Origin of the sequence: Niveispirillum sp. BGYR6 (assembly GCF_027568365.1) — a bacterium.
Taxonomy (GTDB): Bacteria; Pseudomonadota; Alphaproteobacteria; order Azospirillales; family Azospirillaceae; genus Niveispirillum.
On sequence record NZ_JANLNL010000019.1, the window covers coordinates 1 to 21,531 of the forward strand.

16 protein-coding genes are annotated in these 21,531 nt (G+C 60.7%); 3 read left to right on the top strand and 13 right to left on the bottom strand.

Annotation, left to right across the window (positions count from 1 at the left end; translation table 11 throughout):
- Positions 1–85 precede the first annotated feature (85 nt).
- From PCJ49_RS23880 to PCJ49_RS23905, 6 genes are all read right to left on the bottom strand, one after another.
- Positions 86–478, bottom strand: a complete 393-nt coding sequence (locus PCJ49_RS23880) for a hypothetical protein (RefSeq protein ID WP_269913180.1) — start codon at positions 476–478, stop codon at positions 86–88.
- A 4-nt stretch (positions 479–482) separates the two neighbouring features.
- Positions 483–803, bottom strand: coding sequence for an NAD/NADP transhydrogenase alpha subunit-like protein (locus PCJ49_RS23885; protein ID WP_269913181.1), 321 nt, complete (start codon positions 801–803; stop codon positions 483–485).
- Between the two features lie 149 nt (positions 804–952).
- Positions 953–2,983 (bottom strand): class I SAM-dependent methyltransferase, encoded by a 2,031-nt coding sequence (locus PCJ49_RS23890; protein ID WP_269913182.1) that lies wholly within the window; start codon positions 2,981–2,983, stop codon positions 953–955.
- Positions 2,922–3,974, bottom strand: coding sequence for a UDP-N-acetylglucosamine 2-epimerase (non-hydrolyzing) (gene wecB / locus PCJ49_RS23895; protein ID WP_269913183.1), 1,053 nt, complete (start codon positions 3,972–3,974; stop codon positions 2,922–2,924). The genes PCJ49_RS23890 and wecB overlap by 62 nt, the downstream gene beginning before the upstream one ends.
- Before the next feature lie 76 nt (positions 3,975–4,050).
- Entirely contained in the window at positions 4,051–4,818 is a 768-nt protein-coding gene (locus PCJ49_RS23900) for an NAD-dependent epimerase/dehydratase family protein (RefSeq protein ID WP_269913184.1), read from the bottom strand.
- Entirely contained in the window at positions 4,815–5,756 is a 942-nt protein-coding gene (locus PCJ49_RS23905) for an NAD-dependent epimerase/dehydratase family protein (RefSeq protein WP_269913185.1), read from the bottom strand. The genes PCJ49_RS23900 and PCJ49_RS23905 overlap by 4 nt, the downstream gene beginning before the upstream one ends.
- Before the next feature lie 246 nt (positions 5,757–6,002).
- Here PCJ49_RS23905 and PCJ49_RS23910 point away from each other — a divergent pair, with 246 nt between their 5' ends.
- Positions 6,003–7,205 carry an HAD-IIIA family hydrolase gene (locus PCJ49_RS23910; protein WP_269913199.1) on the top strand — a complete coding sequence of 401 codons (1,203 nt, stop codon included), beginning with the start codon at positions 6,003–6,005 and terminating at the stop codon, positions 7,203–7,205.
- Positions 7,206–7,333: 128 nt separating this feature from the next.
- Positions 7,334–9,130, top strand: coding sequence for a glycosyltransferase family 4 protein (locus PCJ49_RS23915; protein ID WP_269913186.1), 1,797 nt, complete (start codon positions 7,334–7,336; stop codon positions 9,128–9,130).
- A gap of 242 nt (positions 9,131–9,372) precedes the next feature.
- On the opposite strand, the gene PCJ49_RS23920 is transcribed toward PCJ49_RS23915, so the two are convergent.
- Positions 9,373–9,567 (bottom strand): hypothetical protein, encoded by a 195-nt coding sequence (locus PCJ49_RS23920; protein WP_269913187.1) that lies wholly within the window; start codon positions 9,565–9,567, stop codon positions 9,373–9,375.
- A 533-nt stretch (positions 9,568–10,100) separates the two neighbouring features.
- Positions 10,101–10,454, bottom strand: a complete 354-nt coding sequence (locus PCJ49_RS23925; RefSeq protein WP_269913188.1) for a hypothetical protein — start codon at positions 10,452–10,454, stop codon at positions 10,101–10,103.
- Between the two features lie 573 nt (positions 10,455–11,027).
- Here PCJ49_RS23925 and PCJ49_RS23930 point away from each other — a divergent pair.
- Entirely contained in the window at positions 11,028–12,626 is a 1,599-nt protein-coding gene (locus tag PCJ49_RS23930; protein ID WP_269913189.1) for a M10 family metallopeptidase C-terminal domain-containing protein, read from the top strand.
- A 66-nt stretch (positions 12,627–12,692) separates the two neighbouring features.
- On the opposite strand, the gene PCJ49_RS23935 is transcribed toward PCJ49_RS23930, so the two are convergent.
- The 5 genes from PCJ49_RS23935 to PCJ49_RS23955 all read right to left on the bottom strand — a co-directional run bounded on the left by PCJ49_RS23935 (position 12,693) and on the right by PCJ49_RS23955 (position 21,476).
- On the bottom strand, positions 12,693–13,883 hold the full coding sequence (locus PCJ49_RS23935; protein WP_269913190.1) for a hypothetical protein: 1,191 nt from the start codon (positions 13,881–13,883) through the stop codon (positions 12,693–12,695).
- A gap of 238 nt (positions 13,884–14,121) precedes the next feature.
- Positions 14,122–15,534 (bottom strand): glycoside hydrolase family 43 protein, encoded by a 1,413-nt coding sequence (locus tag PCJ49_RS23940; RefSeq protein ID WP_269913191.1) that lies wholly within the window; start codon positions 15,532–15,534, stop codon positions 14,122–14,124.
- A gap of 16 nt (positions 15,535–15,550) precedes the next feature.
- A complete protein-coding gene (locus PCJ49_RS23945) occupies positions 15,551–17,110 on the bottom strand; it encodes an alpha-L-arabinofuranosidase C-terminal domain-containing protein (protein WP_269913192.1) in 1,560 nt (519 codons plus the stop codon).
- 72 nt (positions 17,111–17,182) lie between these two features.
- Positions 17,183–18,172, bottom strand: coding sequence for an AraD1 family protein (gene araD1, locus PCJ49_RS23950; protein WP_089288402.1), 990 nt, complete (start codon positions 18,170–18,172; stop codon positions 17,183–17,185).
- A 205-nt stretch (positions 18,173–18,377) separates the two neighbouring features.
- Positions 18,378–21,476, bottom strand: a complete 3,099-nt coding sequence (locus PCJ49_RS23955; protein ID WP_269913193.1) for a calcium-binding protein — start codon at positions 21,474–21,476, stop codon at positions 18,378–18,380.
- Positions 21,477–21,531 lie beyond the last annotated feature (55 nt).

Consider the following 21,531-nt stretch of genomic DNA (forward strand, 5'->3'; position numbering starts at 1 on the left):
TCTTACGAGCACTCCCAAGACCGTCCATTTCCAAAATTCCCACCATCCGCCACCACCAAATCAGGGGGCGGCAGAATCTCAGTTATCAGACGTTCCGCAAGACGGGCATCGGCTGACGCTTACGGTTGATATCAGCATCATTACCCTGGGTCTGGATACTGGCGGCGCCGCCTGTGGCAGCGCCGCGGACCTCCACGCGGTTGACGGCGTTGGGTAGCTGGGTTGCGCGCAGTGCCTCGGCACCAGGCACACCGCCAAGGCTGACGGCGCTGGCCGTTACGCGGACGGTTTCCGTGCCGTCCGCTAGCAGGGCCAACAGACCGGCGGACGGCTGATATATGCCGGTATCGGAGTCCCCGTTGAAACCCATTGCTGGGTTTGTTCTGCTGCCCGCCGACAGGGTCACCTGTCCGGTGAATACCGGGTTACGGGTAGGAAGGGCGGCTGGAATGGTCGGCAGATTGAACAGGGTCTGCATGGGATCACCGATAGAACAGGAGATTGACAATGGCGTCGGTCGCTGCCGCCAGTCCGATTTGGGTAACGCCTTCCAGACGGCGAGCAGCAGGGTTCAGTTCCGGCGCACTGCCGTCCAGGATGTCGGCCGTGGGCAGCGTTGCGGCCGCGCCGAAACTGGCCCAGAAGGCTTGTGTTGCATTGAACAGCACCAACCTGGCGTCGGCGGGCACCGCAATCAGCCGCGGCGTGCCGGCCGTTAGTATGGCGGCGACGCTCGCAGAGCAGGGCGGTGGAACGGGCAGGGGCCGTCCCATGCTGTCAGTGGCAAGTTGAAAGGTGTTCACAGGCGATCTCTCCAAAATGCAAACGGCCCGCCGGTTGTGCCGGCGGGCCGTTTCAGGGTGGACGATTTATGGTGTGACGATCACCTGGATCGGCACCATGCAGAACCATCCTCGCATAATAGACGTCAATGTAAAGAAAAAAATCCTAATTAGGCGCCATATCCCATAGCAACGTTCAATTCTCGCCCGCCCAGTGCCGCGAAGGCGCTCTCCACCTCCGCTGTCCACAGGCCATCCCGGCGGCTCCGCTGGCCGGACCAGGTCTTGGTCGGCTGCCCGAGAACTTGGCCGCGAATGCTGTCCCAGGGCGGCGTCTTTTGCAGTCCAATATGCGCGGACAATGCTTTGATAGTCGCTGCGGCCTCTCGCTCCCCATGGTCGCCCATCAGCGTCTCAAATCGCACCGTGAGCATATCGGGTACCTCCAGCCACGGGCGGACATCGGCTACCATCTGCATATAAATGTGGCCCGCTGTACGCAGATACTGTACCAACCGCTCCGGGCCATAGGGAATTTTTACCCAATCCTGACCCACGGCGCGCCCGGCATCGGCCAAGAACCGCATGTGCGATACGACGGCATCCCTCAAGTCGCGCAGCAGCAGGAGCTTCCTGAACCCGTCAAGATCACGGCGATCGCCGACGGTACAGGAAATATGGCCGACAAGAAACTGTCCGCCCTGCACCAGCCGCGTCAGCTCCGATAACCCGATATGGCGGGCCAGATGGGGACCACCTCGCTTGGCCTCTTCCGGTGGCAGGCCGCGGTAATCATCGAATCCCCCCACCCCGGCATGGGCGCCGGTGTCGATATAGCCTAAGGTCTTCAGCAGATGCCCGACCAGATAAGTGCCGGCCTTGGGCACGGAGATGACAGCCACCCGGGGGAGATCATCCCGATACTCTTCGCGCAGGGCCGGCAAGCCGTTTCGGCTTCGGACGATCCGAACCGGCGTATGAGGCTGCTGAACGAGGGGGACGGCTTGCGGGCGGGAGTGGAAGACGGGAACCAGTCCGGGAAGACCCGGCAATTCTTCGCTGGTGACAGGCGGGCGGCGACGGCACAGGCCGGCCGCCACTGCCGCGCTCAGCCAGCCGACGCCGGTCCCGTCGCCGTCAGTGCCAGGCGGCGCCCAGCCTAGCAGCAGCCCATCCGGCGCGAGGAAATGATCAGATACCAGTCGAAGGATGCCTTCCAGCTGAGCCACCGGTCCTTTGTTGAGGATGTCCCAGGCGATGACAAGATCGAAGCGATCCTCGCCGAAGCCGCCGGTCATGGCCCGTAAGTCGCCGACATGCAGATGGTCAGGCAGTATCCGCCATTGGCCATTCTGCCGTCGCCGATAAAGCTCGTCGCCTTCCAGGCCAGCCGCGCGATGCCCCCGCAGCAGGAAATCAAGGACAAGCCCACCCTCTCCACAAGCCAGATCTAAAACCCTGAGCCGACGTCCCATCAGTCGCTCGCAAACGGCGACCAGACCCGGATGCCGAGAGGGCTGAAGACCACTGGCGGTTATGACCGTGCCAGTACCTGCCGCCGGGAGGGGAAGGGTCGGGATCAGTGGATCCCCGAACAGCCGTGGATTGCCGAGTTGCGCAATCATCAAGGCATCACCCGTCGCCATGCTGTCCGCGCCGGTGTCGGTATGCACCATGGCTGCCGGTGCCGTTGCTGGGGTGGTCGTTTGAACCGTCAGCAACTGTTCGAGGGTCGAGATGATGTTTTCACTGTCCGCCGGCAAGTGACTGCGTACGATATCAAGGGACCAAAGACGCGCCAGTTTGCGGGCGCCAATATGTTGGTCATCAATCCCGAGTGCTGATGATAGCGCAACCAGTGCGTCTTGCCGCCTGCCTAGGTTGTTCAGGCATATAGCCTGCATATACTTCACCCAAAAGGGTGCGAAACCGCCCTTTTCTGATCGCTCCAGCAGCTGCAACGCAAAGGCAAGGTCTCGTTTTAGCTGGATAAGACTGAAAGCGTGTAAATAATCGACCTCAGCGGTGGGGTGTCCCACCGTGGCAATCAGCGCCAGGGCCGCCTCAAACTCCAGGCTGTCAACGAGCAGACGGATATTCTGAGACGTCCCTGTCGTCATGTTTACCTCATAGAGCCTGTTAAGCTGGCGACAATCCGTGCAGCAATTCAATGATACGCTGCGTGGCCGCCCCATCGCCATAGGGAGATGCGCCAGACGCCATACTTTCATAGTGCTTCTCGTCATCCAGCAGCCGCTGCGCCTGCTCCCGGATGTCCTTTTCCTCCGTACCTATCAGCAAAGCGACGCCCGCCGTGATGGCTTCAGGCCGTTCGGTGGCCGCCCGCATCACCAGCACAGGCTTGCGCAGCGACGGTGCTTCTTCCTGAACGCCACCGCTGTCGGTGAGAATCAGGTAGCTGCGCTGCATGGCGGCGACGAACTGGTCATATTCCAGCGGTCCCGTCAGGTGGATACGGTCTTGCCCACCCAGCATGCGCCCCACTGTTTCTTTAACATGTGGGTTGGGATGGACGGGCAAAAGCAGCTCAACATCTGGATTATCGCGGACCAGGGACAGCGCCGCGCGGCAGATATTGGCCAATGGTTCCCCAAAATTCTCCCGCCGATGCACTGTCAGAAGGATCAACCGGCGGCCCGGCGTGACCTCAACCGGCAAGGCCGGTTGCTTTGCCGCCATCCATAACAGCGCATCAATGACCGTGTTTCCTGTCACATGGATGTTGGCCGCTGGCACATGTTCGCGCAGCAGATGGTCCCGGGCGCCATCTGTGGGGGCAAAATGCAGGCGCGTAACCACGCTGGCCACCACGCGGTTGAATTCCTCCGGAAAGGGCTGCTCCAGATTGTGGGTACGCAGCCCGGCTTCCACATGGCAGAACGGGATACGGCGGTAGAAGCAGGCCATGGCGGTCGCCAGGACCGTGGTCGTGTCACCCTGGGCAACCACAGCGTCAGGCTGGCATTCCACCAGCACCTTGTCCAACCCCGTCAAGGCACGCGCGGTCACGTCCGCCAGCGTCTGGTTGTCCCGCATCAGGTTCAGATCGATATCGGCGGTAATCCCGAACAGGCTGAACACCTGATCCAGCATCTGGCGATGCTGCGCTGTGGCAACCACTGTCAGCTCGCACCACGCGCTTTCCCGCAGGGCCAGGATAACCGGAGCCATTTTGATGGCTTCCGGACGCGTCCCAACGACACACATCACCTTCATCATACATCACCCCGTTCGGGATGCCCCAGGCTTAGCGATTATCGAGAAACTGGAATACCTCGCCCCGGCTGTCGGGAAGCGTCGATCCGTGCAGCCGCGCCAGCTTGTCCAGTGAAAGCTCGTAACGGATGGTCGGCGCTTCTGGCTTGAAGGGGGAGGTCGATCCCAGATGTGCATGTACATCGGCCAGCCGCACAGTACCGGTCGCGCCAAGATTGATGATCTCGCCCGTAACGCCGGCTCCCACAAGGGACCAGACCAGCGCCGCCGCACTGTCCGTGTTGATGAACTGCAGGCTGCTGTCGGGCGACAGCCAGACAGGATCGCCCTGCATCATGTCGTAAATCGCGTTCTTGCGCAGGCCCTGGCCGACGAACCCGCCCATGCGCATGATCAGCCAGTTGCGATGCACACCCTGTACGGCCTGTTCAGCCAGATATTTGTGCAGGCCGTAGCGGCTGATCCGAGCCAGATCAATGGTCTGGCTTTCCAGGCTCTTCTCGGGCGTATCCGTCTCCGGATAGATATCGCCTGACGACAGGAAGACGTATCGCCCTGCCTTGAAATATTCCAGGCTGCGCACAACGCTGGTGACAGACGCATCGAAATCCCACAACGGGTCGCGCGTCGACATGAATTTCTTGCTGTTGCCATTGGCATTGATCAGCACGTCGCAGGACGTGCCCCGCAACTCCTCGAAATTCGCGCGTGTCACCTTGGTATGAGGCAGGCCCAGCCGCTCCAGCAGCCGGATATAAGCCGATCCGACGAACCCGTCGCCGCCGATGACGTAGATCATAGGCGCAGCCCGTCACCGCGCGTGGCATAATTGGCGGCAAACCAGTCGATGGTGTTGCGCAGGCCGGCTTCCAGCGGGGTGGGACAGGACAGGCCCAGCTGCGCCATCCGCTCGGTGGCGAAAATCTTCACCATCTGGCCGTCCGGCTTCTCAGTGTCCCAGGTAATGCGGCCTTCGAACTTCACCAGCTTGGCGATGGTCTCGGCGAGTTCCTTAATCGGGGTGCGCGTGCCCGAGGACAGGTTAACCGGCCCTTCACCGATGTCATTATCGATGAAAAAGGGCATCAGTGCGGCCACATCAGCGGCATAGACGAAATCACGCTGCGGCGTGCCGGTGCCCCACATCACCACCTCGTCCAGGCCGTTCAACTGCGCTTCGTAGTAACGGCGCACCATGGCGGGGACAACGTGGCTGTCCAGCGGGTGGAAATTATCGTATTCGCCATACATGTTGCCGGGGATGACGACCGTCGCCTTCACCCCATACTGGAACCGATAGGACCGGGCGGCCACCGTGCCCATCATCTTGGCCGTGGAATAAGGCGCGCTTTCCGGCTGCGGATAGCCGCACCAGAGCTGATCCTCGCTGATGGGGCTGGTCGCCTTGGCGGGGTAGGAGCATCCACCCATGGGATAGATCAACTTGCCGATGCCGCGCCGGGCACAGGCTTCGAACATGTTGGCGGTCAGAATCGTGTTGCGGAAATAGAAATCCGCCGGATAGGTGCGGTTGGCACCGATTCCGCCGGAATAGGCGGCAAAATGCAGAACGACATCCGGCTTGACCCGATCCAGAAGTGACAGCACCTGATCGAACTGCATCAGATCGGCATCGGCAGAAGAAACGCCGACCACAGCATCCGCCCCATAACGGGCACGCAGTATGGTCATCGTGTGCCGGCCAAGGAAGCCGCTAGCTCCGGTAACGAGAATCATTTTCCAGTCCTGTCCCAACCACAAAGCATCATGGGCACAGAGGTACATGTCTCTTCGCAAAAGAACAACCCATCGTGTTAGATAGATCAGGTTCACCGGCGAGGTTGATTTCCAACCCTGTCACTGCTTCGTATGGTCCTGTCTGCCGATGGGGGAGTTTGCGCATTGATTGCACGGATTAAAGGAGAGAAGGTCCAGGCTCAGGTCCAGGCCCAGATCGCGTCGGGGCCGCAGGCTGTCATCTTGGTGGGGGGGCGTGGCACCCGCCTGGGCCAGTTGACCGATCATACGCCAAAGCCATTGCTGCCGGTGGGGGGCGTGCCGTTCCTGGAGCATCTCATTACCAATCTGGCCCGACATGGGTTTCGCCGTATCGTGCTGCTGGCGGGCTATCTGGCTGATCAGATGCAGGGATTAATCGACAAGGCCCCGATTCTGGGCGTGGAAATCACCTGCGTGATCGAGCCGGAACCAGCAGGAACCGGGGGGGCACTGACCTATGCCCGCTCCCTGCTGGACCCGCGGTTCCTGTTGCTTAACGGTGATTCGCTTTTGGATGTGAATTATCTCTCGCTGCGGGCCGATGCGGACTGGCGGGAAGGCGATATGGGCCGGGTGGCACTTCGCGCCGTGGCTGATGGCAGTCGTTATGGTACCGTCGAACACGCGGAGGGCCGTATCACACGCTTCGCGGAGAAATCGGGTGAGCCCGGTCCGGCCGTCATCAATGGCGGCATCTATTGGCTGGACCGGAACATTCTGGACATGATTGGCACGCTGCCCTGTTCACTGGAGCAGGACATTTTGCCGGTCCTGGCACGTTCTGGCCGGCTGGGTGGCGAGCTGTGCGAGGGCTATTTCATCGATATCGGTGTACCGGTTGATTTCCAGCGCGCGCAGACGGAAATTCCGGCCTGGTGGCATCGGCCCGCCGTCTTTCTGGATCGTGACGGGGTGCTGAATGTCGATATTGGTTATGCCCACCGGCCTGACCAGATCGAATGGCTGCCCGGGGTGCGGGAGGCTGTGCGATATTTGAACGAGCAGGGTTATTTCGTCTTTGTTGTCACCAATCAGGCCGGTGTAGCCCGCGGTTTCTATGATGAAGCGGCGGTCCATACGCTCCATGCCTGGATGCAGGGTGAGCTGGCCAGGGCTGGCGCCCATATTGATGACTGGCGCTATTGTCCCTACCATCCTGACGGTTCGATTGAACTCTACCGACAGGCCCATGATTGGCGCAAGCCCGCCCCCGGGATGATTCTGGACCTGCTGGAAGCTTGGCCGGTGGTACGGGAGGGCAGCTTCCTGATCGGTGACCGCGATGGGGATGTTCAGGCCGCGGCAGCGGCCGGCATCCCCGGATATATCATTGAACCCAATAATGTTCTGAACCAGGTTCGTGACTTGGTGGCCAAGCATGAACCCAAATCGGAAATGACGTTATGACAATTAATTCCGCCGATACAAACCATCAGGCCAAGCAGCGTCTGGCGCAGATACGACAGACCTTATGGATGTCGCGGCCCGATGTGCGCAGCGTCTGCGCCAATGATCGTTCCCGTTTCGACCTTTGGATGCTGACCCAGGGCCGCAAGGAATATCCGTCCCTCGACGATCCGGCGGTCATCCGGGAACTATATACGGAGCTGTCTGCCCAGGACGTGCCGTCTGTCATGACCGGATCGCTGGTGGTGCCGCATTTGGCGATGCTGATCTGGCGCTCCCGATCAGACCTGTTGGGGCTGTTTGACGTCAACCGTCCCGAGGGGGCGGCGGGCCTGTTGGTCTGGTTTTATGGTTGCGGGCTGCATGAACTGGGCCTGCGGGAATTGACCAGCCAAGAAGATCTGGCGTCGCTGCATCAACCCGTTGATGGCAGGCATGGCGGAGCGATCCCGCTGTCACGGTTGATGGAGGTGGTCTGGCTGGCGCGCGCCGACCTCCAGGCGGCAATCGACATTACCCAACCGGCCGGTGTCAGCGAGTTCATCCATTGGTATCTGGTTCATGGTTTGACCGAAACAGGCCTGATCGAAGCTCTTGACGTCGCAACCGCCCGCCAGCTGGCGGGTGTGGCACCCCGCTTCCTTTATGAATATGAAGTCGGCTGGTCGCAGGAGCCGGCGGCTGGTGCGCTTCGGACCTGGCTTCGGAGCGAAGGACTGCAGCGTTATCCTGTTATCGAACGGCTGTACCGTGTAGCGGGGCAGCCTATCGAAGCCGATATTGAAGCGCCGATGGTGCAGCCGGTGCGGTCCGTGCCTTTGCGTCATGATGGGGTTAATCTTATCGGTCATGCCCGGAGCGAGTTCGGTGTCGGCGAAGATGTGCGGGAAGCGGCGCGTGCCCTGACGGCGGCCGGCATTCCCTTCGCCGTTATCGATATCCCGCCCGGTTCTGGCATCGGCCAGGGTGACCGACTTTTGGATCAGCAGATCGGCGACCGGTTGCCCTTCAGTACCAGCCTTTTTTGTATGACCGCTATGGAGACGGCCCGTCTGCACGCCGACCGTGGCGATGCCATATTCCAAGGCCGACGTACCATCGGGTTCTGGCCCTGGGAACTGCCGCAATGGCCGGAAGGGTGGCGTCACTGCTTTGATCTTGTCGACGAAGTCTGGGCTTCCAGCCGCTTTACCTACGGTGCCTATCGCGCTGTTGGCGGACGCAAGGTTCGACACATGCCCATGGCTGTCACCGTTGCCGGGGCTGCCTCCGATATCCGGGTTCGGCTGGGGACGCGGGACGGCACTTTCCTGTTCGTCTGCGCCTTCGATGGGTTGTCAGGGATGCCAAGAAAGAACCCCCTGGCGGTCGTTGCCGCATTCCGGGAGGCTTTCCCCAGCGGCAATGAGCCGGTATCCCTTGTCGTCAAGGGCATGCGCGCTACGGTGGGGAGCGAGGAGCTCTATCGGCAGTTGGAAGAGGCATGTCGACAGGATCCCCGCATCCATCTGATCGACGGTACCTGGGCGCGGTCCGATATGCTGGGTCTGTTGCAGGCGGCCGATTGCTTCGTGTCGCTTCATCGGGCCGAAGGGTTCGGGCGTTGCCTCGCCGAGGCCATGCTGCTGGGCAAGCCGGTGATCGCCACGGGCTATTCCGGCAACATGGATTTCACGCTGCCCGGTACGGCCGCCTTGGTGGACCATGATTGCCGCCCCGTCGAGCCTGGGGAATATCCCTACGCGGAAGGGATGATCTGGGCGGAGCCTGATATTTCCCATGCGGCTTGGTGGATGCGGCATATCTGGTCCGAGCCGGTTAACAGGAATCGGTTGGAAGCAGCTGGTCAGTGGCTGATCCAGCAGACCTATTCACCCAAAGTAATCGGTCAGTCTTACGCGGGCATTCTTGGACTTAGAAGCTGAGGGAGAGGTCGCCCTGTTTGATCGGACAGCGTGACAGCAGGCAATAAGGTGGCGCTTGGCGGCCTGGTCGAGGATCAATTCCCGACCAGTCTGTCGAGCGGCGCCCGTCTGTTTATAAACGAATGTTGCACTTCAAAATAGAATCTACTGGCAGCCTCCATTGCTAACCACATGATTATAAAGAAGAGTCGCGCTTCTAAATTGAATCCATCCGCCTACAGACAAATTATCAATAATCATAGTTATGGAAAATAAAATGAGTCGCGGCGGTCGCGGAAGCCGACGACGATCTCCACCCCGGTGCAGTTCACGCTCAATGCCGACCGGCCTTCCGCCTGATATAGGCAACGATGCGCAAGCACCGTTTCTTCATCAAGAAACACGGCGCTGTTGATTTGACGCCGCATCATCCTTCGAAAATAGGTGCGATCCGCCAAGCTCAAAAAACCATTGCTTATAACCAGAGCGAATCAAAATTCACACCAGTTATAAACTAGCTTCCGGAATTCTTTCGGATTCTGGGTATATAATACAATCGGTCAAGCGTCTCGACCAATGGAACGGCGGCAACTGCCACCGCGCTGCTCGTGTGTTGTAGCCAAGCCGGCTGATACTGGCACCGACGATTGATGGGTATAAAAGAGGGTTTCCCCCTTCCCGGTTCGGCATCGCCCCCCTGTTCTTTGGTCGGGGTGCGACACCTTTGCTGCTCAATTGCAGTAACTTTGGATTACACTCCTGTAACTGGCAGATCGGACAATTTCCATCCCAAATAAGACGTTTCCCTGTACCAAACAGGAGATAATCGATGCAAGTTACATACAAGAACGCCCCGGAAGACGACTGGCTCCCCTTTCCGGATAAGGCGCCCGGCGCGCCCTCCCCATCCTTCGCCCCCATAAGTTTGAAAGGCGGTGATGGGGGCGATGGCCTCAGCGATGTCAGCTACAATTTGGCGCCGGTCATCGGTTCAACACTGGTTGGCGGCGATGGGCAGGACACTTTCTATGGGACCGATGGTGACGACAGCCTGGATGGGGGCGGCGGAAACGACGCGCTTTATGGCTTTCCCGGCAATGATACCCTTATCGGCGGGGCCGGCGATGACATGCTGCGCGGCTATGCGGGGAATGACAGTCTCTATGGGGGTGACGGTAGAGATTTCCTGATGGGTGATGTTGGTGATGATTATTTGGACGGGGGGAAAGGGGCCGATACATGTGCTGGCGGCCCCGGAAACGATACTTTTATAATCGATGACCCCAACGATAATTGGCTTGAAGAAGATGGCTGGGGATATGATACCGCCATTATTTCTGTACATGGCTATTATGTGAGGAGTGCTTCCAGAGTTGAAAATTTCGTTTTTGTCGGTGATGGCTCCCCCGCCCCATATTTCATCAACAGCCTTCTATCTTACACCGTATCCACAGCGCGGGAGCAGCCGAATAAGGCCGTGATTACCTATGGCTGGCGGACGGAATTCACCGGTTATGTTGCTGGATACAATCCGCGTGCCTTCAATGAGCAGGAAAAGTCTCTGGCCCGGGCCGTCTTGGCCAACTGGTCGGCCGTGGCCAATATCGATTTTGTTGAAACCCCCTTTCCGTCTACCTCATCATCAACGCCAACCAGCGCCGGCAACCCGCACATTCAGTTCGCGGTTTCTGGCCTGTCGAGCGGTGGTTCCTCCCTGCCCTTGTTCACCGCCGGTGGAATCTGGCTGCCCCCAACCAACGCCTCCTTTTTCGACTACGTCATGGGCGTCGGCTATGTATTTGGGTTAAGCATTCCTTATAATCATGGCGGCGAACACAGAGAACAATATAATTTACCAGCCTCGGAAAACACCACAGAAAATACAATATTGTCGCCCAATGGCACCCCGGTAGAGAAATTGGGCATATTTGACCTGGCCGTCATTCACTACATTTATGGCCCCAACAAGGATGTCCGCAGCGGAGCCGATACCTATATTCTATCGTCGACAGAGGTGGGGCGTTACATCTGGGATGGCGGGGGCAATGACACGATCACCGCCCAGGATGCCACCCAGGCGGTGACCATTGATCTGCGCGACGGCGGCTGGGGCTGGTTTGGCAGCAAGAATGAGCATTTGCTGACCGAAGGCCAGTTCTTCATCGGCTATGGCAGCGTCATTGAAAATGCCGTGGGCGGCCATGGCAATGACATGCTGATTGGCAACAAGGCTGATAACAGCCTGACCGGCGGGGCCGGCAATGACACGCTGGTGGGCGGGGACGGCACGGATACCGCCATTTTCACCGGCAGCTACGGCAGTTACAGCATCGGCGGTGAAGGCCGGGAAACCCGCGTCACCGGCAGTAATGGGGAGGTGGATACGCTGATCGGCATCGAATGGCTGAAATTCGATGACCGGACAGTCGCCGTGCCCGCCAACCCCGACCCGGTGTTGATCATCAACCCGGCGTCGGTGCTGGAACGGGATGATGGTGGCACCGGCACGGAGAGCGGCATCAGCAGGCTGGTCTATCATTTCACCCTGTCGGCCACAGCGGCAACCGATATCAGCTTCACCGTCCACATCGCCGGGGGCAGCGCCACAGCGGGCACGGATTACAAAGCTGTGGCCGATCAGAAGCTGACCATCCCGGCAGGCACAAAAAGCCTGAGTTTCAGCATCAATGTGCTGGGCGACCGGCTGCTGGAAGGCAATGAGACAATCCAGCTGCTGATCAGCGATATCAAGGGCGCCCGGCTGCCCGGCGCTGCCAGCAGCCAGATTGTCACCGGCACCATCATGGATGATGACGCCACCGACCCGTTCTTCACCACAGAGGCCTATGCCATTCAGAACCCGGATGTCGTGGCCGCCCTGGGCCAGGATGATGCCGTGCTGATCCGGCATTATATCCAATATGGCCGGGCGGAGGGGCGGGCCACCCATGGGGCCGATATGGCCGCCTATGCGGCGCTGAACCCCGACCTGTTCAAGATTTTCGGCTTTGACGAACCCGCCTTGACCCGCCATTACCAGGCCTATGGTCGGCTTGAACAGCGCCCCACCTTCGGCTTTGACGCCGAAGCCTATGCGGCGCTGAACCCGGACTTGTTCAGCGCCTTCGGTCTGGATAAGGCCGCCTTGGTCCGCCATTACGTCAATAATGGTCAGGCGGAAGGCCGGGTTACCCTGGGCTTTGATGCCGACGCCTATGCCGCCCTGAACCCGGACCTGTTCAACGCCTTCGGCCTGAACCATGCCGCCCTGGTCAGCCATTATGCCAATTATGGAAGGGCGGAGGGACGGCAGGCGACCGGCTTCGACGTGGAAAGCTACGCCGTGCTGAACCCCGATCTGCTGGATGTTTTCGGCTATGACCCGGTGGCCCTGGTCAGCCATTATATCCATTACGGCCGGATCGAGGGCCGGCAAGCCTTCAGCCCTTCCCCCGCCATCGGCATGATGGCGGAAAACAGCCTGGGGCTGGTGGGGATGGTCGAGGGGCCGGGCTGATCGCCCAGCCCCCGCCGGTCATCGTTGCGGGCAGCGATAATGCATCGCAACCCACAACGATGCCAATCAGCCGGATATCGGCGCAAACCCCATCTGGCCAACCTGGGCGTCTGCATAAAGCTGGAAACCCCGCAGGACATGGATACCGGTATTGGTCCAGTCTTTATCGCCCCGCGGCGCCACAAAGGCCGGTGCCAGCAAAGTTTCACCCTTGCCGGAGCCATAATTGGTTGCCAGGGCGCCCGGATAGTCAGCCGCCCTGCCGGCGCTGGTGGGGCCGGTCGCGTTGAAATTGTATGAAAGTGCCGGCCGGTTCGGGTCCGGCTGACCGTCAACCGTGGTCGAAATGGTGATCGTATAGGCTCCCTCGGTCACCCCCTCGCCGCCGCCCATCATCATAAAGGTAATGCCCGTATCAATGATGATATTGACCATCGGTGGCGTGCTGTTCTGCAGCGTCACCGGCGGGTTTTTAGGCGGATTGGTCGGAACGATCGTAATTGTGCCAACCGGCGTGGCAAAGACGCCCGGATTAACACCGTCGTTCTGCGCCGCTGCGGCCCCCTTCGGGTCGGGGTTGGCACCCAGCTTCTGGAACGCGAAAGCCGACGGCAGCTTTTCCGGGGTGATCCCCAGCGTAATGCCGTCTTTATTGATCAGATAGGACGGATAGAGGCTGGTGCCATCCTGCGTGCAGGCATTGACAAGGGTGTTCGTACCCATATTGGGTCGACCAAAGCCAACACCCATCATCAGCGGACCGCCCTTGGTCGGCCCGGTCACAGTCACCGGCGAGGGGCTGCTTTTCATCACATCCTTCGGCACAATGCCGAGAACAACGGCGTTCTCGACGATCGCAGCCGCCGTGCCATCTTTATTTACACCGATCCCCAAATGCTTAACGCGATAGTAGAATCCATATTCAGAATTGGCATCTGACGTATATTCTATACTTCCAGGCCCAATATACTGAACGCCATCCAGCATATTTGTCTGTGATATGCTGGTCGGCTTCATATATGTGGTATTTTTACTTTCAGTGCTCCCATTGAGGTTAACTAGATTTGGTACGTCGATGGTTTCATATTCGACAGTATATTTTCCATCAGTATATAGATTTCCGACATTGATCACACAGCCTTGGGAGCCGGTATCAACCTGCACCAGCATATGCGGGGAGAGGGTGGTCAGGGGAGAAGCAGAGGCCGACGGTGTCGCATTTTTGGCCGGCGGCGCTCCCATGACCGCGATCATCATATTGATACCCTGGTGATCCCAATCGGAGGGGGGCGTCCAGACGTTAATGGGCTGGGGATAATTCGTCATGGCTTTATCGACCATCGCTGATGTTTACGATGGTCGATTTTTAGGTGCAGATTCAGACATATGCAATTTTAAATCGCAAATTTAAGAATTGAACACAATTTGAAGAATTCAAATTCTCACCCGATCCGCAACCATATATTGCCCCCGCCCCGAGGGACCGGCATCGTCCCTAATCCACCCGCCACAGCGCCGCCGCTGTCATCGCGGCGGCGACGGTCAGGCGTTCATCGGCCGCCGCCAGTGCCCGGCCGGGCTCTCCCGCCATGACCAGCCGCACGCACCCGCCGCCGGCATCCTGGCAGATCAGGGCGGTGGCCTGGGCGCGGGGGGCCAGGGTGACGGTCCCGCCCGGCCCGGCCATCAACGCCAGATCGGGCCGCAGAATGGGGGAGAGCAGGAAGCTTTCCGCCCCCACATTCACCGGTACGGTACGAAACTGCGTCGCCGGCAGGGCCGCAGGGCCGATCCGCAGCCCCTGCCCCACCAGTATCAGGAATTGCCCAGCCTGCGCCGCCGGGCTGAACCGTTCCGGCAGGGGCCCATTGCCCACCGGCACACCGAAATCCGGCGTGCCGTCCGGCTGGTAATAGAGCCGCTGGAGACGGGTATGGCGGTTGGGGTCGAACAGCGGGTTGCCCTTGATCGCCCGATAATCGCGCCCGTGATAGACCAGGATGTCGCGGCCCTGTTCATCCACGGTGAAGCTGTTATGGCCGGGGCCATAGACGCTGGTTTCGGTAGAGGAAACAAAGACCGGCTGCGGCGATTTCTGCCAGACAGCCGGGTTCATGATGTCGGCATCATCGGGTACCGTCAGCAGGCCCAGGCAATAACGCGCATCGGTGGCGCTGGCGGAATAGGTGATGAACAGTCGGCCATTGCGGGCCAGCACGGCCGGCGCCTCGGCCACCTTATAGCCCTGGATTTCCCAATCCAGCGCCGGCACGGTCAGCCGGGCCGGCGGGCGCGCCAGGCTGGTGGGGCTGGCCAGCGGGGCGAGATAGAGGTTGGAATTCGTCTCGATCCCCGGTTCCTTCTGCGCCCAGCAGATATAGCGCACGCCGCGATGGCTGAAGAGGGTGGAATCCAGGGTGAAGCTGTCCCACGGCGTCTGCAATTGGCCCAGCAGGGTCCAGCGCCCGGTCAGCGGATCGGCATCGCGGCAGCTCAGCACATAGGTGCGGATGCGGAACGGCTCCCCGCCATCGCCGGCGGCGAAATAGAGCTGCCAGGCCCCGTCGACCCAATGCAGCTCCGGGGCCCAGATATAGCCGCCCAGCTTGCCGCCGGCCGGGCGGCGCCAGACCACCGCCTCGCTGTCATCCGCCGCCAGCCCGGCCAGGGTCGGGCTGCGGCGAATGATCAGCCGGTCATATTCCGGTACGGAGGCGGTGAGATAATAATACCCGTCACCATGGCGGAAAATCTGCGCATCGGCCCGCTGGCGCACCAGCGGGTTCAGCGGGGCGGGGCCGCCGGGGGCGGCCGTGCCCGACGCGGCGGCACCGTTGAACAGGCTGGCCGCCGCCGGCAGGGTGGCGGCAGCGGCCAGAAAGCGGCGGCGGGAAAACAGGCTTTGCATCCGCTTAAGGCCCCCCTCAGCGCAGGTCCAGCACCACCACCGACTTGGCCGGCAGCGTCACCGTCAAAACCCCACCTTCGATGCGTGCATCGCTGAAGGCGGCGGGCTTCACCACATCCGGTGCGTTGAAATCATTATGGGCGTTGATGGCGGATGCCGTCAGCACCCGGCCGCTAACGGCGCTGGCGCTCACCCCTTCCAGCTTCACCGTCACCTTGTTGGCATTGTTGGGATCCAGGTTGGACAGGCCGACATGCAGCCGGCCATCCTTGGCCCGCACCGCCGATCCGCTGACGGCCGGCAGGGTCCATTTATCCTTGGTGTAGCTGGGCGTGTCGATGCTGATGGGCAGCACCGTGGCATCTTGCCAGGGCTGATACATCGCAAACACATGATAGGTCGGCGTCAGCACCATCTTCGGCCCGTCGGTCAACACCATGGCCTGCAGCACATTCACCATTTGGGCAATGGCGCTCATCCGCACGCGGTCGGCATGGCGGGCGAAGATATCCAGGGTGGTGGAGGCCACCAACGCATCGCGCAGCGTGTTCTGCTGGCGCAGGAAGCCCGGATTGGTGCCGGGATCGGGCGCGTACCAGGTGCCCCATTCATCCACGGCCAGCCAGACCCGTTTCTGCGGATCATATTTATCCATCACGGCGCTGTGCCGGCTGATCAGCTCTTCCATATGGTAGGCTTTGGCCAGCGTCTCGGCCCAGCCAGCCTCGTCAAATTCCGTGGCCGATCCCTTGGCGGCCCAGGTGCCGGGCACCGTGTAATAATGCAGCGACAGCGCATCCAGCTGTTTGGCGGCGACGCGCATCATCGTCTCCGTCCAGTCAACATCATCGCTGTTGGCGCCGGCGGCGATCTTGATGATTGTCGACCCCGCCGGCACCTTGATGAAGGTGGCATAGCGGCGGGTGACATCGGCGGCATATTCGGCCCGCATATTGCCGCCACAGCCCCACAGCTCATTGCCGATGCCGAAATAGGGCACCTGCCAGGGCTGCTTCTGGCCATTCTTCGCCCGCTCTTCGGCCAGGCTGCCGGCGGGGGCGGTCATATATTCCACCCAGTCGGCCATTTCCTGCGGCGTGCCATTGCCGACATTGCCGGCCACATAGGGTTCCGCGCCCAGCTGTTTCACCAGTTCCATGAATTCATGGGTGCCGACAGTATTGGGTTCGGTCACGCCACCCCAATGGGTGTTCACCTTCACCGGCCGCTTGTTCTGCGGCCCCACCCCGTCGCGCCAATGATATTCATCGGCAAAGCAGCCGCCCGGCCAGCGCACCACCGGCACTTTCAACCGGCGCAGCGCCTCGACCACATCGGTGCGAAAGCCATTGCGATTGGGGATATTCTTGTCATTGCCGACCCACAGCCCGCCATAGATGCCATGGCCCAGATGTTCAGCAAACTGGGTGAAGATGCGGCGGTCATAGGTGGGGCCGGGCTGGTCGGCCTGGATGGTGGCGCTGGTGGGCTTGCCAGCCGTCTGGCCCAGGGCGGCCGGCACCAGGGCGCTGACAGACAGCAGAACGGCCGTGATCCGGCGCAGGGACGCGATCATGGGTTTCCTCCGCTTTATTTTTTGATTGGAGCGGTCGGGCCGTGCGACCAGCGCCGCACGGCCCGCAAACCGTCACAGCGACTTGACCGCCACATCCACCGCCGCCGCCCGTTCCAGCCGGTTGCGGGCCGGCAGGGTGAAGGGGGCGGCGGCGATTTCAAATACATCGCCTTCCTGCGTGCGCACCCCATCGCTGAAGGAAAGGGTGGCGGTGCCGAAGAAATGCACATGCACATCGCCGGCCCGGCGGAACAGGTCATATTTGAAATGATGATGTTCCAGATTGGCCAGCGTGTGGGACATGTTGTCCTCACCGGACAGGAAGGGCTTTTCCCAGATCACCGCGCCGTCGCGGACAATCCGGCTGCTGCCTTCCACATGGGCCGGCACGTCGCCGATCAACAGTTCCGGCCCCAGCGAAGCCTGACGCAGCTTGCTATGGGCCAGCCACAGGTAATTATGCCGCTCCGTCACATGGTCAGAAAACTCGTTGGCCAGGGCCAGCCCCAGGCGATAGGGCGTGCCATCGGGGCCGATCAGATAGATGCCGGCCAGTTCCGGCTCCTCCCCCCCATCCTTGGCGAAGGACGGCATGGTCAGGGGCTGTTCCGGACCGACAAGCTGGGAACCATCGCCCTTATAGAACCATTCCGGCTGCTGGCCCACCTGTCCGGGGGCGGGCTTGCCGCCCTCCAACCCTTCCAGGAACATGCGCATACTGTCAGTGACGGCGCCCTGCTGGGCCGCCTTATGCATCTTGTCGCGGCCTTCCGCCGATCCCAGATGCGTCAGCCCGGTGCCGGCCAGCACCAGATGTGCCGGGTCTTCATGATCGATAGGGGCCAGCAGGCGGCCGGCCGCCAGTTCGGCGGCAATATCCACGGCCGCCCCCTGGCCACAGGCCGCTGCCTCTTCAGCCAGGGAACGGCCGGCAGCAATGGCGCGCAAGGCCAGTTCGCGCACAGACGCGACGCCGGGCAGGAAACAGGCCGCTTCCCCTTGCGCGAAGATCACCGAACGCGCGCCATCGGCGGCGCGATGCTGCAACAGACGAAGTGCCATCTTTCCTCTCCCGTCACGCCACTGCGGGCGCACTGTTCATTTTCAGCCGGGGAACCGGCCTGCCAATAACTCTGACATATTACAGGTGGGCGCGATTGGCAATGATGGATGCGCACGGGGGAGAATGAAAGAAAAACGCTGGCACCCCCAGGGCGGGCCAGCGTCAGGATCATCTATTTGTCTATGTAATTTACCGATGAACCGCTCAGATCAGCGCATCACCCGGCATATCCATGCCCATAGCCAGCAGCCCCAGGCTGCCGCTGTCGGCCGGCAGATAGGCGGCGCGGCCTTCCGCCCGGCCGGCATATTGGTAATGGTTGATCAGGGCGGCATGGTTCAGGCCGAAGGCGCTCAACAGGTCGGGGTTCAGCACGGCATAGGCCTCCGCATCAAACCCTGTCGTCTGCCGCCCCTCCGCCTTGCCATTATTGATGTAATGGCGGATCAGCGCCGCCTCATCCAGGCCGAACGCCTTGTAAAGATCAGGGTTCAGGGCAGCATAGGCCTCCACATCAAAACCGATGATCATCCGCCCCTCCGCCTTGCCGTTATTAATGTAATGGCGGATCAGGGCGGCATGGTCGGTGCCGAAAACGTTGAACAGGTCGGGGTTCAATGCCGCATAGGCATCGACATTGAAGCCGGTGGTCGCCCGCCCTTCCACCTTGCCGAAACGCAGATAATGGCTGGTCAGCGCCGCTTCGTTCAGCCCGAAGGCATTGAACAGGTCCGGGTTTAGGGCCGCATAAGTTTGCGCATCAAAGCCCGTAGCCGCCCGCCCTTCCGCCTTGCCATAATTCACATAATGCCAAGCGATGGCCAGGGCATTATCGCCGAACACCGCCACCAGATCGGGGTTCAGCGCCCGATAGGTAGAAAGGGAGAAGATCGGGTTGGTTGCCAGATCATCATTCAGAATGGTGCCAGTGACGGTCAGGCTGCTGCCGCCATCCACCAGCCGGGCGCCCTGCAGGTTGCTGATCACCAGCTGGACGGTTTCATCCTTTTCCACCAGCGCGTCGCCCCGCACCGCCACCGCCACCGTCGCGGTGGTTGCCCCGGCGGCGATGGTTACCGTGCGGTCGACAGCGGTGTAATCCGTGCCAGCCGTGGCTGTGCCGCCATTGGTGCGGACATTGAAACTAACGGCACTGCTGGCCGCCGCCGACAGGCTGATGGTGTAGGTCAGCTGTGTCGTGGCACCTGTCGCCCCCTCCAGCACCGGTTTGGCGCTGGCCGACAGATAGGGGGTGCCGGGGGTGGCAGTGGGGGCGGCAACGGTGCGGTCATCGAATTTCAGCCATTCAATGCCGCTTAAACTATCCACCTCCCCCTTGCTGCTGGTCACGCGCAGGTCGCTTCCCGACAGCGCGATGCTGTAGCTGGCATAGGTGCCGGTGAAAATGGCCGTATCGGCCCCCGCCCCGCCCACCAACGTGTCATTGCCAGCCCCGCCGGTCAGGCTGTTATCGGCGGCATTGCCGGTTAACAGGTCATTACCATTGCCGCCAATGGCATTTTCAATGACGGTGCCATAGCCGATGAAGAACTGACCTTCGCTGAGGAACAGGTCTTTCTGGCTGCCGAACCAGCCCCAGCCGCCATCGCGCAGATCAATGGTGACGGCTTGGGCAGCACCGCTGGCCGACACCGTATCATTGCCGCCGCCATCCCAGATGTAACGGCCGACCTCTGTGGAAGACAGGATATAGGTATCGGCCCCGTTGCGGACATCCTTGTTGGGGCCATAGATATATTGGATGGCAGCGATATCATAAACGCCAAGCCCGGTATTGCTGGTGAAATTATAGGACATCTGGGTGTTATTGCTGCTGTCCTCCGCCGTGGGCAGATAGGGAGGGGAGGCACCGCCGCCGCCGGCATTATAGTTTCCCGGATGTTTGAAGCCCAGCGTATGGCCGATTTCATGGATGAAGGTGGTCAGGGAGACACCGTCAGAATCCATCCAGACGTTGCCGCTGGCCGTGCCCAAAGTAGCGTGGCCGGCCACACCGCTGGGCAGGGTGGCCGCCGCAAACTGAATATCGGGTGACGTCGCGGTTTCCACGAAACTGACATTTGCCACCGCTGCCCACAAGGTGAAGGCATCCCGTGCTTGTGTTTTTTCCCCCGCGTTGAAGACGCGCGGATTGCTGTCCCCCGGCGACAGGGCCGACAGATCCGTCCGCCAGCCGAAGGTGACAACAGTCTTGTCGGTGCTGTCCCGCGCCATATGGGAATGATTCTGGACAAGCGACTGGATGAAATAGGGGGCGGCCGATCCATCGCCAACATAGCGTACATTTTCGATGGAACTATCGGGAACATAGCCGCGCACCGAGACAATCGCCGTGTCATTCGTGCCAGCCGTATCCCAGATATAATCTTTCAGATCATCAATGTAATAGGTGTCATTGCCGTCGCCGCCATAGAGGGAATCGGCACCCGCACCGCCGGTCAGTGTATCGTCGCCATCATTGCCATACAGCGTATCGGTCCCGTCGCCGCCCAGCAGGCTGTCATTGCCGGCCCCGCCATCCAGCGTATCGTTCCCGGCACCGCCGATCAGTGTGTCATTGCCACTATAGCCATAAACACCATCATTGCCATCACCGCCATCCAGGCTGTCGGCGCCATCGCCGCTATAGAGTGAATCATTGCCGATCCCCCCGATCAGGGTGGCGTTGGACGTGGTGCCATAGGTGGACAGGTAATCATTCCCCGCCCCGCCATCCAGCAGGTCGTTGCCGACGCCGCCATAGAGGCTGTCATTCCCATCACCGCCGACCATGCTGTCATTGCCATTGCCACCATAGAGCGTGTCGCTGCCGGTGCCCCCGCGCAGGGTGTGATTGCCCGTCGTGCCATAGACGGACAGGTAATCATCATCGGCACCGCCATCCAGCAGGTCATTCCCGCTGCCGCCATAAAGCGAATCCCGCCCCGCCCCACCGATCAGCGTGTCATTGCCGGCATCCTGGCCATAGAGCACATCATTACCGTCGCCCCCATCCAGGCTGTCATCGCCCCCCAGCCCCTGCAGCGTGTCATTACCGGCCAAGCCGATGATCGTATCGGCATCAGACCCGCCGGTCAGGCGGTCATTGCCGCTGTTGCCGGTGATGGTCTGTGGGGCGGCCAGCGGCAGCACTGCCCCCTCCCCCGCCGGCGCCACCAGGGCGGACATGACCGGGGGATCGACGGCCGGCATCTCTGCCAAGGCCGGAAAGTCCTCCGTCGGAGAGCTGCCCAGGAACGGCAGCAGCAAAATGTCCCGAATATTGCCGCAAGCAATGCACATGACCAACCCCCGACCACCAGCGTTAAATTATTTCCGTTTTGTTTCCAGCATGGCG

Bases quoted from the DNA above. Each gene is read 5' to 3' on its own strand.
- PCJ49_RS23925 (WP_269913188.1), bottom strand. From the start codon at position 10,454: ATGTACAGAAATAATGGCGGTATCATATCCCCAGCCATCTTCTTCAAG.
- PCJ49_RS23905 (WP_269913185.1), bottom strand. From the start codon at position 5,756: ATGATTCTCGTTACCGGAGCTAGCGGCTTCCTTGGCCGGCACACGATG.
- PCJ49_RS23890 (WP_269913182.1), bottom strand. From the start codon at position 2,983: ATGGCGATGGGGCGGCCACGCAGCGTATCATTGAATTGCTGCACGGAT.
- PCJ49_RS23955 (WP_269913193.1), bottom strand. From the start codon at position 21,476: ATGTGCATTGCTTGCGGCAATATTCGGGACATTTTGCTGCTGCCGTTC.
- PCJ49_RS23935 (WP_269913190.1), bottom strand. From the start codon at position 13,883: ATGATGATCGCGGTCATGGGAGCGCCGCCGGCCAAAAATGCGACACCG.
- PCJ49_RS23900 (WP_269913184.1), bottom strand. From the start codon at position 4,818: ATGATCTACGTCATCGGCGGCGACGGGTTCGTCGGATCGGCTTATATC.
- PCJ49_RS23915 (WP_269913186.1), top strand. From the start codon at position 7,334: ATGCTGACCCAGGGCCGCAAGGAATATCCGTCCCTCGACGATCCGGCG.
- wecB (WP_269913183.1), bottom strand. From the start codon at position 3,974: ATGGCTCCGGTTATCCTGGCCCTGCGGGAAAGCGCGTGGTGCGAGCTG.
- araD1 (WP_089288402.1), bottom strand. From the start codon at position 18,172: ATGGCACTTCGTCTGTTGCAGCATCGCGCCGCCGATGGCGCGCGTTCG.
- PCJ49_RS23940 (WP_269913191.1), bottom strand. From the start codon at position 15,534: ATGCAAAGCCTGTTTTCCCGCCGCCGCTTTCTGGCCGCTGCCGCCACC.
- PCJ49_RS23945 (WP_269913192.1), bottom strand. From the start codon at position 17,110: ATGATCGCGTCCCTGCGCCGGATCACGGCCGTTCTGCTGTCTGTCAGC.
- PCJ49_RS23880 (WP_269913180.1), bottom strand. From the start codon at position 478: ATGCAGACCCTGTTCAATCTGCCGACCATTCCAGCCGCCCTTCCTACC.